We start from the raw sequence: 15,466 nt of genomic DNA, 5'->3' as shown, positions 1-15,466 counted from the left end.
ATTATAGGAATTTTTATGGGATCTTTTGATGCAATTTTCCTCGCCAACGAGTTAGAAAACTCGGCAAACCGTATCATTATCCAGGAGTTTATCTCCCATTCTCTTGTTTTAAAATAATTGCTTCTTTTATTAAAGAGGTAAACTCATAATTTGCGTTGAATATTCAGTTTGTAGATGGAGAAGAGGGAGCTGCAGCGTAATGGGGTTTTTAAATTGCAAACTATAAACGAACACTACAAGGATTCAATTGAAAGAGAAGTAACTTATAATAATTATAATCGTATAGGGAAGTTATCGTTAATCTTGTTTTTGGGAAGTTTTGTTCTTGTACTTATAGACCGAATCAATTGGGCTAAGGGTCTCTGGATAATTACAAATGGTTATAGGTATCTTTTTTTTGCTCATGTCGTTTTCGGTTTAGTATCACTCTTTTATTTTTTAGTTTTCTACAAAATTAAGATTCGTTTCCCCAATGAGGTAACTTATTTCCATGAATTTTATGGAGTATCGTTTGCTTTTATTATGCTAAGTCTTACCGCTGTAATATCGGGCTTTATTGACCAACAAATTCATGGAGAAATCACAGTTTATATCCTTGGATGTCTTACCATTGCTGTAATGTTTAATTATAACCTAAAGGTAACCTCAAGTTTGTACGGATTATCCTGGGTAATGGTGATGGCTTTTCTAACTATTAGTCAGAAGGACCTAAATATCCGTCAAGGGAATTATATAAATGCATCCTCAATTATTATAATAGCATTCTTTTTAGCAACAACTCTTTATAAATTCAAACGTTGTGAATTAATACATAATTACTATTTAGAGACGTTAGTTGCAGAGCGAACAAAGGAATTGCAAACGGCAAATGAATTACTTTCACAAGAAATTACCGAACGCAAACGAGCTGAGGTAGAGATGGTCCGGATGGATAGGTTAAACTTAATTGGTCAAATGGCAGCTAGTATTAGTCATGAAGTTCGAAACCCGATGACGACAGTAAAAGGATTTTTGCAATTGCTTAAATCTAAACAAGAGCTAAAAGATCAGGAATACTTTGATCTCATGATAGAAGAGTTGGACCGCGCAAATTCTATCCTTTCAGAATTCCTATCTATTAGTAAAACTAAGTCGAAGACGTTGGAAAGGTGTAATATAAATGATATTGTTAATTATACCTTGCCGCTAATTCAAGCTGACGCTCAATATAACGATAAGTTATTGATTTTAGAACTGAATAATGTGCCGTATTTACAACTTGACGCTCAGGAAATACGGCAACTTCTATTAAACCTTGTGCGTAATGGATTTGAAGCTATGGAATCTGGGGGGCAATTGAAAATAATTACTTATTCAGCCAACGATGAAGTAGTTCTGGCTGTAACAGATGAAGGTAAAGGAATCGAGCAGTCTGTACTTGAAAAGTTGGGTACTCCATTTTTTACGACGAAAGAACAAGGCACAGGTTTGGGATTAGCGGTGTGTCACGGTATAGTATCACGGAATAACGGAAGGATAAGTGTTGAAACTAGCCCTAAAGGTACTACATTTTACGTGTATTTTAAATCGAGTTAATATAAATGGCGTGTAATATAATATTTTTGAATTAAATAGCTTTTTAGTTAGTAAATCTGATTATACAAACATCTCTATGTTAAAGACTTAGAGGTGTTTTTTATTTGCTATTGTCTGCAACAACCTGCTAAGCAGGATTTTGCAGACAATTATCGAATATTTCAACAGTTACCAAGATACTGTTTTCTCTGATAAATAGCGCTGAAATTGCTGGTGGAAGGATTAAAAGGAGGTAGGGTATGTTCAGACGTCGTGAGCTTGAGAAAATGGCTGCCGAAATGAAACAAGCAATTATAGGAATAAACTTATTAAATGAAATTGTTATCTGTAATTCCCAAGCAGCCAACTTTTTAGGGTTTACCCCTGAAGAGATTATAGGTAAAGATTTATGGCAGATACTACCCGATGATCCTTTGCCTTCGATCAGAGATTCTCAGAGGATGGAGTTTAATAGATTTAGCCGGATGGGAAGCAAAATGTTTATAGCTAGTCGGGCCCCTTTTAAAGACGAGCAGGGAAGAGTTACCGGCGCTGTTGCTTTTTTGCAAGACATGACTGAACATGAAATTCTCAAGGCGAAGGTTCATTCTTTGCAGGAACTTAAGATTCTTTTGACTGCAATTATTGATTCTACGCAAGATGCTATTTCAGTCGTTGACGAAAATGGATTGGGATTTTTAATAAATCAAGCATATACTCGATTAACCGGATTTACCGCCGAAGAGATCGTAGGCAAACCTCCGACTGTTGATATTGCTGAGGGAGAAAGTATGCATCTTAAGGTAGCCAAAACTCGCCAGCCTGTCAAGGGAGTAATTATGAAAGTAGGCCCTAAGCGAAAAGAAGTAATTGTTAATGTTGCCCCAATTATGATATCGGGACAATTTCGAGGTACTGTGGGAGTTCTCCACGATATTTCCGAAATTCATAAACTCTCCGAAGAACTAGAGAGAGCAAAACGGATTATCCGGCATTTAGAAGCCAAGTATACCTTCACTGATATTGTTGGAGACAGCGAAGCCATTAGGGCGACGATTGCTCAGGCAGAACGTGCTGCTGCAACGCCGGCGACAGTGCTGCTGCGAGGAGAGAGCGGAACTGGGAAAGAATTGTTTGCTCATGCGATTCATCGTTCAAGTGACAGGCAGAAAGGTCAATTTATTCGTGTCAACTGCGCAGCTTTGGCGGACAACTTACTCGAAAGTGAGTTGTTTGGTTATGTCGAAGGCGCCTTTACCGGTGCTAAACGGGGCGGAAAAATAGGGCTGTTTGAAGAAGCTAATGGAGGAACTATTTTTCTGGATGAAATTGGGGAGATTAGTCTTAATCTGCAAGCTAAGCTGCTGAGAGTACTCCAGGAGCGTGAAATTGTCAGAGTCGGAGACAATCGGGCCTTTCATGTTGATGTCCGTGTTATTGCAGCGACTAACGCTAATCTTGAAGCCGAACTAAGAATTGGGAGATTCCGCGAAGATTTATACTACCGTTTAAATGTTGTTCCAGTTATTATTCCCCCTTTGCGACAGCGTAAGGATGACATTCCCTTGTTAGTTCATCATTTGATTGCCAGCTTTAATCAGGAATATGGCCGATGTGTTGAAAGAATCGGTGATGATGCCCTGCAAATTTTGTTAAATTATCATTGGCCGGGTAATATTCGCGAATTGGAAAATATTTTAGGACGTGCAATTATCAATATGAGGATCAATGAAACTGTTATTGAATTGTTGCATTTGCCGGTTTTGCCGCTTCCCAATAGCAATATCATGGATCTAAAGATGCTTGAGGTTCAAGATATTACAGTTGGGGAAGAAGATATAGGATTTGAGGCTTTGCAGAGACAGTGGGAACGAAATTTACTTCTGGCGACGTTGCAAAGAACCGGTGGAAATAAAACAAAAGCCGCTAAACTGTTGCAAATGTCAATTCGAAACTTTTATTATAAGTTAGAACGACATGCTCTGATTTAGAATATTGAAAAATATTGCAAAATATAGTTGAAGAAACATGCTTGCATATAGTTGCAAGCATGAATTTTTTTGCAGTCATTGGTTCTTGCCATGGGAAACTAATGTGCCTTAATCATAAGCATTCATGCGGTGTAATCCGTATCAATACTGAGTTTAAAAAAGATGTAAAATTAATTTAAAAATTTAAAATATTAACGCAGTTGTGGCATTTCTATTGCAAATCATTTAATCAGGTGTTTGAATGCGAAATGACATAAAGGAGGAAAAGACATTGGATATTTTTCGATATTTAGAAACGTATGATTATGAACAATTAATCGTTTGTCAGGATCGAACTTCGGGACTTAAAGCAATTATTTGTATTCATGATACGACCTTAGGCCCCGCACTTGGGGGAACAAGAATGTGGAATTATGCCAGCGAAGAGGAGGCAATCCTTGATGCTTTGAGACTCGCCCGAGGGATGACATACAAAAATGCTGCTGCCGGACTTAATCTTGGCGGCGGTAAAACCGTTATTATTGGGGATTCTCGCACTCAAAAAAGTGAAGAACTCTTTCGGGCCTTTGGACGATATGTACAATCTTTAAACGGCCGATATATCACGGCAGAAGATGTGGGTACAACAGTTCGAGATATGGATTGGGTACATCTTGAAACGGATTTCGTAACAGGGGTGTCCGCTTCAGGAGCATCGGGTGATCCGTCCCCGATGACAGCAAGGGGAGTATGGAGAGGGATGAAAGCCGCGGCGAAAGAGAAGTTTGGTAACAATTCACTTCAAGGGAAAAAGGTAGCTATCCAAGGGCTGGGGCATGTTGGGTACTATTTGGCCAAGCATTTACAGGACGAAGGGGCCAAACTCATAGTGACGGATATCCATGAGGATGCAATTAAACGAGTACTCAATGAGCTGGAAGCGACCGTCGTAGGGCCCGATGAAATTTTTGGCGTTGAGGCTGATATATTTGCCCCTTGCGCTATGGGTGCTGTTGTTAACGATGAAACAATACCTCGTTTTAAATTCGCAATTATTGCCGGGGCCGCAAACAACGTGCTTTTGGAAGAACGCCATGGCGATAAGCTTCACGAATTAGGGATTCTCTATGCGCCGGATTATGTCATTAATTCTGGTGGAGTCATAAACGTAGCTGATGAGTTAGAAGGATATAATCCTGAAAGGGCTTTGCAGAAGGTGGATATGGTTTACGATAATGTAGAAAAAGTTTTAAAAATAGCTAAGGAAATGAATATTCCAACCTATAAAGCCGCCGATCATTTGGCCGAAGAAAGAATACGGCGTTTAGGACAAATTCGTTCTACTTATTTAAGACAATAGGTAGATGTTTTGGATTACCAACCTCCCTTGAGGTTTCGTAAAGGAGGGAAACTATGCTTAAAGTTGAGTTCGATGAGGATCGTTGTAAGGGGTGCGAACTTTGTCTGGAGGCCTGTCCCAAACATATTGTGAGTATGGCGGGGCATCTGAACGCTATGGGTTTTCATCCTGCCACGGTACTTGATCAGGAAAAGTGTATTTCCTGTGGGTTCTGCGCCAGAATGTGTCCGGATGTTGTAATCACGGTACGGAAGGAGGAAAAGGAGAATGGTTAAAGTCCTTATGAAAGGGAATGAAGCCTTGGCTGAAGCGGCGGTTCGTGCCGGCTGCCGGTACTTTTTTGGCTATCCAATTACCCCACAAAATGAAATTCCTCATTATTTAGCCAAGCGGCTTCCTGAGGTAGGCGGGGTTTTTGTTCAAGCAGAATCTGAAATTGCGGCCATTAATATGGTTTATGGTGCCGCAGGGAGCGGGGCACGGGTTATGACTTCTTCTTCAGGACCGGGGATAAGTCTTAAACAAGAAGGAATATCCTACATTGCCGGAGCTGAACTTCCTTGCGTTATCGTCAATATGCAACGGGGCGGGCCGGGGCTGGGTGGTATTCAACCGGCTCAATCGGACTATTTTCAAGCAGTCAAAGGCGGCGGACATGGAGATTATCGCTTGCTGGTCTTAGCTCCGGCGACAATTCAAGAAATGGTAGATTTGATGGGCAAGGCCTTTGACTTAGCCGATGAATATCGCAATCCGGTAATGATTTTAGGAGATGGGATTCTTGGTCAAATGATGGAAGCTGTTGAATTACCGTCTGAAGATCTAAGCTTAAAAATACCTTCTAAGCCTTGGGCGACTACGGGAGCAAAGGGCAGAACCCCTAATATTATTAATTCACTTTATCTGGATCCGTTGGAATTAGAGAAACATAATCTGCATCTCCGCAACAAATATGAACAGATGCGTCAAGAATCTATGGGAGAAACTTATAAAACAGAGGATGCAGAATTAGTCCTTGTTGGTTATGGATCTGCTGCACGCGTGGCTAAAGCGGTTGTAGATCAAGGAAGAGCGAGGGGGTTAAAAGTCGGGTTGTTCCGACCGATTACGTTATTTCCATTTCCTAAAGATGATCTGCAAAAGGCCTGCCGCCAAGCCAATGATGTTATAACCGTCGAGATGAGTTTGGGGCAGCTTATCGAGGACGTTCGCTATAACTTGGAATTTAAAGTACCTGTTCATTATTGCGGACGTGTCGGAGGCATGATTCCGACAACCCGTGATATTTTAGCAAAAATTGAAGTCCTGGCGAACCTTCAAGGGGAGGGTGAAAAGGTATGATTACCGTTTTCGAACGACCGAAATCACTAACCTCTGCAAAGACTCATTATTGCCCAGGATGCACTCATGGGATTATTCATCGCCTCGTTGCCGAAGTTATCGACGAGCTTGGAGTACGTGAAAAAACCATTGGAGTATCTCCTGTTGGATGCTCGGTTTTGGCTTACAACTACTTTAATCTGGATATGCAGCAAGCCGCACATGGCAGGGCCCCTGCCGTTGCTACTGGAATAAAACGAGTCAATCGTGATAAGGTAGTTTTTACCTATCAGGGCGATGGCGATCTGGCTTCTATCGGAACTGCTGAAATAATCCATGCCGCCGCCAGAGGGGAAAATTTTACGACAATTTTTGTTAATAATGCGATTTACGGGATGACAGGAGGACAGATGGCCCCGACGACGTTGTTAGAACAGGTAAGCCAGACCTCTCCCCAAGGGAGAGATCCTTCGCTTCAGGGATATCCTATACGGATGTCAGAAATGCTTGCGACCATTGATGGGGCTGTCTTCATTGCCCGAGTTTCCGTGCATAACCCGCAAGAGGTCAGCAAAGCCAAAAAAGCTATTAAAAAGGCCTTCGAACTTCAGCAGGCAGGACGTGGGTTTACCTTGATAGAAGTTTTGTCAACCTGTCCTACCAACTGGGGTTTGAGTCCAAGAGAAGCGTTAAAATGGTTAGCTGATAAAATGATTCCTGTTTATCCTCTCGGTGTTAAAAAAACGCCTGAGGAGGGAGAAATCTAATGCTGCAAGAAATTATCCTAGCGGGTTTCGGTGGGCAAGGGGTTATGTCGATGGGACAATTGCTGGCCTATGCCGGGCTTGAAGAAAACAAATATGTCAGCTGGATTCCTTCATACGGACCGGAAATGAGAGGAGGAACGGCAAATTGCTCGGTTACAATATCTGATAAAGAAGTCAGCTCTCCGATCATTACAGAACCGAATACCCTCATCGTTCTCAATCGTCCATCCCTAGAAAAATTTGAAAAAGATATGCAGCCTGGAGGGTGGCTGCTTCTCAATTCTTCGCTTATTGACCTGGAACCACAACGACAAGATGTTAATGTTTTCAAGATCCCCTCCGTCGACATCGCCAGCGAAAAACTTAACAATTCTCGGGTGGCGAACATGATAATACTTGGGGCATATATTCAGTTAATAGGTGCTGTGAGCTTAGAATCAGTCGTTAAAGCCCTTAAAAAGGTCCTGCCGGAGTATCGGCATGATCTTCTTCCCCTTAACCGACAAGCCTTAGAATTGGGAATTGAGCTGGCTCGGAAAGTTTTATAAAGAAAAAGAGATGCCGTTGTGCAACGAACTATCAGTTCTTTCTGCAGCGGCATCTATTTATATCATTTTAACACTATAAATTTATAGAGTTGTGGATGTGTTGCCGTGTTGTTTTGTATTCCCTGCTGAGATGGCATAAAATAGTGTCAGATGAGCTGAAAGAAGGGTTAATTATGAACGATAAGCAAAAATTATCTGAAACACGTATCGCGGGAGAGGTGATCTTTGAGGGGCGTATGCTTCGCTTGGAACGAGATAGAGTTCTTTTGCCCAATGGAAGTGAGACATATCGAGAGGTTGTTAGGCACCCCGGAGCTGTTGCTGTTATCGCTTTACAGGATCAAGAAATCCTTATGGTTCGTCAATATCGATATCCTATTGCCCGTGAAACGTTAGAAATACCCGCCGGAAAAATTGATCCCCAAGAATCTCCTTTGAACTGCGCGATTCGCGAACTGCGTGAAGAAACCGGTTATAAGGGAACCATGGAATTAATGGGTACCTTTTATACAACGCCGGGCTTTACGGATGAGGTGATGCACATTTTTTTAGCTCGAGATTTGGTTTGGGATCCTTTGCCGACGGATGATGACGAGTTTTTAATGGTGGAGAAAATTCCCTGGAGTGAAGCATTAAGACGTGCTTGCCAAAATGAGTTTAGTGATGCCAAAACAATACTTGGAATCATGCTTGTCCAGGAGCATATATAATGATTTATGCGGATTTACATATTCATATCGGACAAAGTCTTGATAATAAGCTGGTAAAAGTCACAGCCTCAAAGTCTTTAACTCTTCCCAATATTCTGGAGGTTGCCCGGGATATCAAAGGCCTGAATATGATCGGTATTGTAGATGCCCATTCGGAGGGTGTGCGCAACGATTTCAGAACCTTGCTCACTTCGGGGGAGATCCATTCTCTGGCTGAAGGTGGATATGCTGCCAAGGGTTTAACAATTATTCCCGGACATGAAATCGAATTGCAAATTGGAGAAGGGAACGCACATTTTTTAGCCTATTTTCCTTCTCTCGGCCACATGGAAGACTATGTCCGGGAAATAAGAGCTGCTACAAAAAATTGGCAGTTGAGTACCCAGAAAGGCCATCTTCAAATTGAACAGTGGCTGGAGGCTGTCAGAAAAGCTGAAGGAATTTGGCTTCCAGCTCATGCTTTTACTCCCCATAAAGGAATCTATGGGAACTGCTGTCGCCGCTTGGCCGATGTCTTGCCCATTCTCCCACGGGGACTGGAAATTGGTTTAAGTGCGGATAGAGCTATGGCTAAAAGTATCAGTGAACTGGAGAATGTGGTTTTATTCAGCAATTCAGATGCTCACTCTTTAACTAATATCGCACGGGAATATAATCTGCTGGAGGGCGTCGAATCTTCTTTTCAAGGATTAGATGATTTATTGTTAATAAATTCCAAAGGAAGTGTGCGAAATTTTGGTTTGCCGCCGAAAGTTGGCAAGTATCATCGGACATACTGCTTGCATTGCGAACGGGTTGCTTTAACGTCTCCGCCCCAATTATCCTGTCCCGTTTGCGGAAGCCATCACATAGTGACAGGAGTTTTGGATCGTGTAGTAAGCATTGCCGACAAGACCTTAAATGATAATGATCCTTCACATTATGTATATCAGGTGCCCCTACAAAGGCTCCCGGGAATTGGACCTAAAATGTATCAGCGGCTGCTAAATCATTTCAAAACTGAAATGGCTGTTTTGCATGAAGTTTCTGAAGAAGAACTAATCCCGGTAGCCGGTGAGAAAATAACAGCTTGGATATTAAAAGCTCGGCGCAATGACTTAAAATTTATCTCTGGCGGCGGGGGTGTATTTGGTAAAGTTTTGGACATACTTTCCTTCGAATAGGAATAAAATTCCATATAGAAAGGGAGAGGGAGATTTTCTATGTGGAAAAAGCTAGGCCAACATATTTGTAAATACTGGGTTATCTATCTGACGCTTTCGAGCGTTTATTTGGCTGGTGTCGTGTTTGGCGCTTTGGGAGTCAAAGCTTTAGGAGCTTCGGCTTCCTCCCAATTGGGGGATTTTCTCAATACGCTTCTAAAAAATCAACCAGTTGATTTAAACCCGGTATTTCTCGGACAATTGGCGAGAGATGTATTTATAATCATGGCCGGAATATGGATTCTAGGACTTACCATCATTGGGGCCCCGTTAATTTATCTCATTGTTTTTACGCGAGGTTTTATTCTGGGCTTTACAGTTAGTTTTATTATTAGCTTTAAAGGGATGCTGGGCCTTGGCTTAATCCTTGTAACTGTTTTAGTACCTGCACTTATGGGGATCCCTTTATTGTTATTAGGGGCCGGCTTGGCAACTATATTTTCCTTTTTATTATTAAGGGGTAAAGCTAGAGGAGAATCGCTGCGCCGAGAGTTTTTGTATTATACTGTGGCTGCGGCGTTTGTTTCTCTTGGTGCAGTATTTGTAGGAGTTTCCCAAGGGTATTTTTCAGTGTTAGGTTCTCGAGTTTTGGGGTTGTAAGTTTAAAAACGTTGTAGATTACCTGCAAAAATTTGCATTGCAAAAATAAGCACGCAAAATAATGCAGGTTATTTACAGCAGCTAATTGTCATAAACATTTTAAAATTCAAACATTACAATCAGCGAACTCGTTCAGCTAAAGCTGAACATCGGGGCATCGGCAGGGGACTCTACCCCCACTGAAGCAAGGTATGGGAACTACTCCCACTTGTAGAAGTGGGAGTCTAACGATTGGATAAAGACAGCAAAGAAAGCTATTGAGAGAGTTAAAGCTTTTGCTATTTGGATCCGGCTTGCTTCTGGCATGATAATTGCATTATAATTAGCAAAGTTAGGAATAATGATTAAAATGGAGGTTTGCATTATGCTGATTGGAGTACCAAAAGAGATTAAAAACAATGAGAACCGTGTTGCCATTACTCCTGCGGGTGTCCATGCTTTTACTCTGACCGGACATCAGGTCGTTGTGGAAAAATCTGCTGGAGAAGGTAGTGGAATTACCGACGAAGAGTATGTCAAGGCCGGTGCCCAAATCTTAGATTCTGCAGCCGACGTTTGGAATGCGGATATGATTATCAAGGTTAAGGAACCGATAGAACCCGAATACGACTTTTTTAAACCGTGACAAATTTTATTCACTTATTTGCATCTTGCTAATGAACCGGAATTGACTAGGGTACTTATGGAAAAACACGTTGTTGGGATAGCCTATGAAACAATTCAGTTAGATAATGGCTCTCTGCCTCTGCTCGTTCCTATGAGCGAAGTGGCCGGGCGAATGTCAATTCAAATCGGAGCCCAATTTTTAGAGAAACATTATGGCGGAAAAGGAATGTTGTTAGGTGGGGTTCCTGGTGTGTCGCCGGCTAAAGTTACGATTATCGGCGGAGGAATTGTGGGTACAAATGCGGCTAAAATGGCTGTTGGAATGGGTGCCAATGTCATTCTAATTGAAAAAAGCGCTCAACGGCTTCGCGAAATTGATGATCTTTTTAACGGGCGAGTTAAAACTCTTATGTCGAACCCTTATAATATTGCTGCCAGTGTCGCTCGGGCCGATCTGCTTGTCGGAGCTGTGCTTATTCCTGGTGCACGTGCACCCCACTTGGTTACGGAAGAAATGGTAAAAACCATGACTCCCGGAAGTGTTATCGTTGACGTGGCTATTGACCAAGGAGGCAGCATAGAAACCATCGATCGAGTCACTACCCATAGTGATCCGGTCTATATTAAACACGGTGTGGTACACTATTCGGTCGCTAATATGCCTGGAGCAGTCGCCCGAACTTCGACTTTTGCGCTGACCAATGTTACTTTAGGTTATGCCTTGGATATTGCAAATAAAGGATATTTTAAGGCACTCCAAGAAAATCGCTCGCTGCGCAAAGGAATAAATGTTATTAACGGTAAATTAACTTACAAAGCTGTTGCTGAATCATTAAATATTATGTATACGCCTTTAGAAGAAGCTTTGCTCTAGCAGGTGTCAAGAACGGCATTGTTAAAGCAGACTATTCTGAGAAGTGACTTCGAGTGAAATCGTGATATGATTTCACTCTTTTTTTTAGGACCGACTAAAACACGGTCCTGATTTTTTGGGGGATAAGGACAATCGTGAGTTGCATAAGCTTTAAAGATAGGAGGTAGAGTCATGCCAAAAAAACATTGGGGAGACTTTTTCTTATATTTGGGACGGGTATTTCTCCTCCTGATTTTACTTGCGGTGTTGCTCCCGAAACTTGCAGTTGTCTGTAATATTTGGGTTTCATCATTGCTTCATAATGAAGATAAGCCTATGGGAAATCCGATGAAAGTTGAAGCGCCCGGATGGACAAAGTCTGTTTTGCAATTATTCCCTATCTCTCAGAAAGAGTAATAATTTTCCTCAAAATTCAGAGTAAACAAGGAAAAGTGCTTATCTATGTAGAATTTAGTAGAATTTAAATGCATTTTTGACTTTAAAAGGGGGGATTATATGATCTCCACAGAACAGCTTTTACAGCAATATATTACGTTTCTGAATGTCGAACGAGGGCTTTCCTTGAATACTCGTCAGGCTTACGAACGTGATTTGCGCCAGCTTGTTGTGTTCCTTGAGCAGAGGGAAACCGATCTTTTGAGATGCGAGCCTAATGATCTCTTCTTATTTCTGCTTTACTGGAAAGAACAGGGTAAATCACCTCGAAGTATTGCCAGGTGCAATGCGACCTTGCGAGGTTTTTTTGCCTTTTTAATGGAGGAAGGGAAACGAAGTGACAATCCCAGCACATATCTTGTTACTCCGAAGCTGAATCAATCTCTTCCCAAAGTGTTGTCTGAAGGAACAATGGCCAAACTATTAGAAACGAATGAGACAACGGATGCTGCTTCACGAGATTTGGCAATCTTGGAAATTCTCTATGGAAGCGGTTTACGCGTCTCAGAGTTAATTAATCTCCGCGTCGGAGATGTATCCTTGGATGTAGGGTATATACGCTGCCTGGGAAAGGGGAATAAGGAACGGATCGTGCCATTGGGAGAACCAGCGATACGGGCTATTACTCGTTATATAAACGGTGCAAGAAAGCGTATGTGCGGAAAGACCGCGAGTGATTTCTTATTCGTAAATGCGCATGGTCATACTCTAACTCGTCAAGGAGTAACCTTCATTCTGCAAAAATGGGGAGCGTCTCATGCTCTCGAGAAAAGGATTTCGCCTCATATGTTTAGGCATAGTTTTGCAACTCACTTGTTGGATCACGGTGCAGATCTGCGTTCCGTACAAGAGTTATTAGGCCACACTGATATTTCTACAACTCAGATCTATACGCATTTAACAAGAAAACGCTTGTTAGATGTTTTTAATAAGTCCCATCCGCGTGCTGAACGAAAAAATGATGAATAACAATGTTTGAAATTATTTAAAGTGTAGATGGAGGCCGAATTATGAAGCGCAGTATTATTATTGTCTTAGACAGTGTCGGTATCGGAGAAATGCCTGATGCCTGTAATTATGGAGACGCAGGAAGCAATACGTTGCATAATATTGCCGAAGCTGTGGGGGGGCTGGAACTCCCTAATCTGGAATCGCTGGGACTAGGAAATATTTACCGGATTAAAGGTGTGCATGCCCAATCAAACCCCAAAGGATGTTATGGCAAAATGGCAGAGGCTTCTCGAGGCAAGGATACCACCAGCGGCCATTGGGAAATGGCGGGAGTTATTTTAGAGAACGCGCTCCCAACCTTTCCTCAGGGGTTCCCGCAGGAGTTCATTGCTCGTTACGAGAAGGCAATCGGTCGCGGTGTACTCGGCAACGAAGTTGCTTCAGGAACAGAAATTATCCAGCGCTTGGGTGAAGAACATCTGAGAACGGGAAAACCTATTGTCTATACTTCTGCGGATTCAGTATTTCAGGTTGCGGCCCATGAAGAAGTTGTTCCCTTGCCGGAATTAATGCATTTTTGTAAGCTTGCTCGTGAAATGTTAACTGGTGATTTACAAGTAGGGAGGGTTATTGCTCGTCCATTTCTCGGACAAGTCGGCGAATTTTATCGAACTTCGCATCGGCACGATTTTGCCTTGGAACCACCTCGTAAAACGTTATTAGAATACATTTCAGAACAGGGTCTCGCAGTCAATGCTGTTGGAAAAATTCGCGACATTTACGCGGGTAAGGGGATTACCGATTTTTGTTCAACGAAGAGCAATATGGATGGCGTTGATAATACTTTGGCCTATATGACTAAGACGAACGTCGGTTTGATAATGACAAACCTCGTAGACTTTGATATGGTGTATGGCCACAGGAATAATGTGGAGGGTTATGTTCAAGCTTTGAAGGATTTCGACCAACGTTTGCCGGAACTAGTGGCGCTTCTGCGCCCGGAGGATTTGCTGGTCATAACGGCTGATCATGGCTGCGATCCAACATTCCCGGGAACTGATCATACAAGAGAATATGTTCCGCTGCTGGTTTATGGGCAAAGCGTCAAACATGGAGTGAATCTGGGAGTGAGATCAACGTTTGCCGATCTGGGGGCGACTGTCGCTGAGTATTTAGGCCTTGATCCTCTTCCAGTAGGAAAAAGTTTCTTGGCTGAAATTAGAAATGATTGAGAAACGGCAGTAAATGAGGTGATTTGATTTTTATGAGAATGGTTGATTTGATACAAAAGAAAAAACGTGGCGAAGCTTTAAATACCAACGAAATTTCCTATATAGTTCAGGGATATGTTAACAACGAAATTCCTGATTATCAAATGTCAGCATTTCTCATGGCTGTTTACTTTAAAGGAATGAATAAACGAGAAATCGCCGACCTGACGTTATCATTTGTGGATTCTGGAGATAGAAACGATTTATCGGCAATTCAGGGGATTAAAGTTGATAAACATTCTTCGGGAGGCGTAGGTGATAAGCTTAGTTTGGTTATTATCCCGCTTGTTGCATCTGCGGGAGTACCCGTTGCTAAAATGTCTGGAAGAGGATTAGGACATACAGGCGGTACTATAGACAAATTAGAGTCTATACAAGGCTTTAAGACAGAGCTGGATAGAGAGACGTTTGTAAATAATGTCAATAAATATAATATGGCCATTGTCGGGCAGAGTTCCAATTTGACGCCCGCGGATAAGAAGATCTATGCCCTTCGTGATGTGACGGCAACTGTTGACAGCATACCATTGATCGCCAGCAGCATTATGAGCAAAAAAATAGCCTCTGGTGCTGATTGCATAGTGCTGGATGTCAAAGTTGGTTCCGGGGCCTTTATGAAATCCGTTCCCGAGGCGATTGAATTAGCTGAGACGATGGTGGAAATCGGGAAATCGCTGAATAGAAAAACAATTGCCGTTGTTACAGATATGAGTCAGCCTCTTGGTCATGAAGTGGGAAATGCTAATGAGGTAAAAGAAGCTATTGAAATCTTGAAGGGACAAGGAGCAGACGATGAAACGACTATTGCGCTGACTCTGGCATCTTATATGACTGTTTTAGGAGGTGCCTTCAAGGATTTTGATGCCGCTTATTCGGAACTTAGTCATGTCATTAATTCCGGCAGAGCCGTTGAAACGTTCAAAGAGTTGATAGAAATTCAAGGCGGAAATTCAAAGGTTGTTGACGAACCCATGTTACTTCCCCAAAGCGGCTGCCATATTGAAGTTAAAGCCCCAGGTAAGGGATATGTTTCAGCCATTGATGCTGAAAAGATTGGTGTTACTGCTATGCTGCTCGGCGCAGGACGAAAGAAGAAAGAAGATGTCATAGATTTTTCGGCAGGAGTTACCATGGTGAAGAAAGTCGGGGATAAGGTTAGTTCGGAGGATACGATTTGCATTTTGCATACAAATCTGAAGGATTATCAAGAAGCTGTGGAAATGGTGAAACAGGCATATTCCTTCAGCAATATAAAACCGAAGCCCAGTAAGTACGTTTATGAAGTTATTCAATAAGAA

At 42.1% G+C, this 15,466-nt stretch carries 14 protein-coding genes and 1 pseudogene; all 15 read left to right on the top strand.

What is annotated here, in order from left to right:
- The first annotated feature begins 174 nt into the window (after positions 1-174).
- Positions 175-1,575 (top strand): ATP-binding protein, encoded by a 1,401-nt coding sequence (locus DEAC_RS07990; RefSeq protein WP_047809533.1) that lies wholly within the window; start codon positions 175-177, stop codon positions 1,573-1,575.
- Positions 1,576-1,814: 239 nt separating this feature from the next.
- Positions 1,815-3,545, top strand: a complete 1,731-nt coding sequence (locus DEAC_RS07985; RefSeq protein WP_053006325.1) for a sigma-54 interaction domain-containing protein — start codon at positions 1,815-1,817, stop codon at positions 3,543-3,545.
- A 271-nt stretch (positions 3,546-3,816) separates the two neighbouring features.
- Positions 3,817-4,884: a Glu/Leu/Phe/Val family dehydrogenase gene (locus DEAC_RS07980; RefSeq protein ID WP_047809532.1), complete on the top strand. Its 1,068-nt coding sequence runs from the start codon at positions 3,817-3,819 to the stop codon at positions 4,882-4,884.
- A gap of 53 nt (positions 4,885-4,937) precedes the next feature.
- Positions 4,938-5,159, top strand: coding sequence for a 4Fe-4S dicluster domain-containing protein (locus DEAC_RS07975; RefSeq protein WP_047809531.1), 222 nt, complete (start codon positions 4,938-4,940; stop codon positions 5,157-5,159).
- Positions 5,152-6,225, top strand: a complete 1,074-nt coding sequence (locus DEAC_RS07970; protein WP_047809530.1) for a 3-methyl-2-oxobutanoate dehydrogenase subunit VorB — start codon at positions 5,152-5,154, stop codon at positions 6,223-6,225. Before DEAC_RS07975 ends, DEAC_RS07970 begins: the two co-directional genes overlap by 8 nt.
- On the top strand, positions 6,222-6,971 hold the full coding sequence (locus DEAC_RS07965; RefSeq protein WP_047809529.1) for a thiamine pyrophosphate-dependent enzyme: 750 nt from the start codon (positions 6,222-6,224) through the stop codon (positions 6,969-6,971). The genes DEAC_RS07970 and DEAC_RS07965 overlap by 4 nt, the downstream gene beginning before the upstream one ends.
- Positions 6,971-7,519, top strand: a complete 549-nt coding sequence (locus tag DEAC_RS07960) for a 2-oxoacid:ferredoxin oxidoreductase subunit gamma family protein (RefSeq protein WP_047809528.1) — start codon at positions 6,971-6,973, stop codon at positions 7,517-7,519. The genes DEAC_RS07965 and DEAC_RS07960 overlap by 1 nt, the downstream gene beginning before the upstream one ends.
- A gap of 173 nt (positions 7,520-7,692) precedes the next feature.
- Positions 7,693-8,229 carry an NUDIX domain-containing protein gene (locus tag DEAC_RS07955; RefSeq protein WP_047809527.1) on the top strand — a complete coding sequence of 179 codons (537 nt, stop codon included), beginning with the start codon at positions 7,693-7,695 and terminating at the stop codon, positions 8,227-8,229.
- The gene (locus DEAC_RS07950) at positions 8,229-9,392 is read left to right on the top strand and encodes an endonuclease Q family protein (RefSeq protein ID WP_047809526.1); all 1,164 of its coding nucleotides are present in this window, start codon (positions 8,229-8,231) and stop codon (positions 9,390-9,392) included. Before DEAC_RS07955 ends, DEAC_RS07950 begins: the two co-directional genes overlap by 1 nt.
- A gap of 39 nt (positions 9,393-9,431) precedes the next feature.
- Complete coding sequence (locus tag DEAC_RS07945) at positions 9,432-10,031, top strand: stage II sporulation protein M (RefSeq protein WP_047809525.1); 600 nt, start codon at positions 9,432-9,434, stop codon at positions 10,029-10,031.
- 364 nt (positions 10,032-10,395) lie between these two features.
- Positions 10,396-11,511: pseudogene (gene ald, locus DEAC_RS07940) on the top strand (alanine dehydrogenase).
- A 171-nt stretch (positions 11,512-11,682) separates the two neighbouring features.
- Positions 11,683-11,907 (top strand): hypothetical protein, encoded by a 225-nt coding sequence (locus DEAC_RS07935; protein WP_047809524.1) that lies wholly within the window; start codon positions 11,683-11,685, stop codon positions 11,905-11,907.
- Positions 11,908-12,006: 99 nt separating this feature from the next.
- The gene (gene xerD, locus DEAC_RS07930) at positions 12,007-12,915 is read left to right on the top strand and encodes a site-specific tyrosine recombinase XerD (protein ID WP_047809523.1); all 909 of its coding nucleotides are present in this window, start codon (positions 12,007-12,009) and stop codon (positions 12,913-12,915) included.
- A gap of 41 nt (positions 12,916-12,956) precedes the next feature.
- On the top strand, positions 12,957-14,129 hold the full coding sequence (locus DEAC_RS07925; RefSeq protein ID WP_047809522.1) for a phosphopentomutase: 1,173 nt from the start codon (positions 12,957-12,959) through the stop codon (positions 14,127-14,129).
- A gap of 32 nt (positions 14,130-14,161) precedes the next feature.
- Entirely contained in the window at positions 14,162-15,463 is a 1,302-nt protein-coding gene (locus tag DEAC_RS07920; RefSeq protein WP_047809521.1) for a pyrimidine-nucleoside phosphorylase, read from the top strand.
- Positions 15,464-15,466: the final 3 nt, after the last annotated feature.

The sequence above is a fragment of the Desulfosporosinus acididurans genome (genome assembly GCF_001029285.1).
In the GTDB taxonomy this organism is placed as follows: domain Bacteria; phylum Bacillota; class Desulfitobacteriia; order Desulfitobacteriales; family Desulfitobacteriaceae; genus Desulfosporosinus; species Desulfosporosinus acididurans.
The sequence above is the reverse complement of the archived record's forward strand: the minus strand, read 5'-3'. Positions and strand labels throughout refer to the sequence as shown.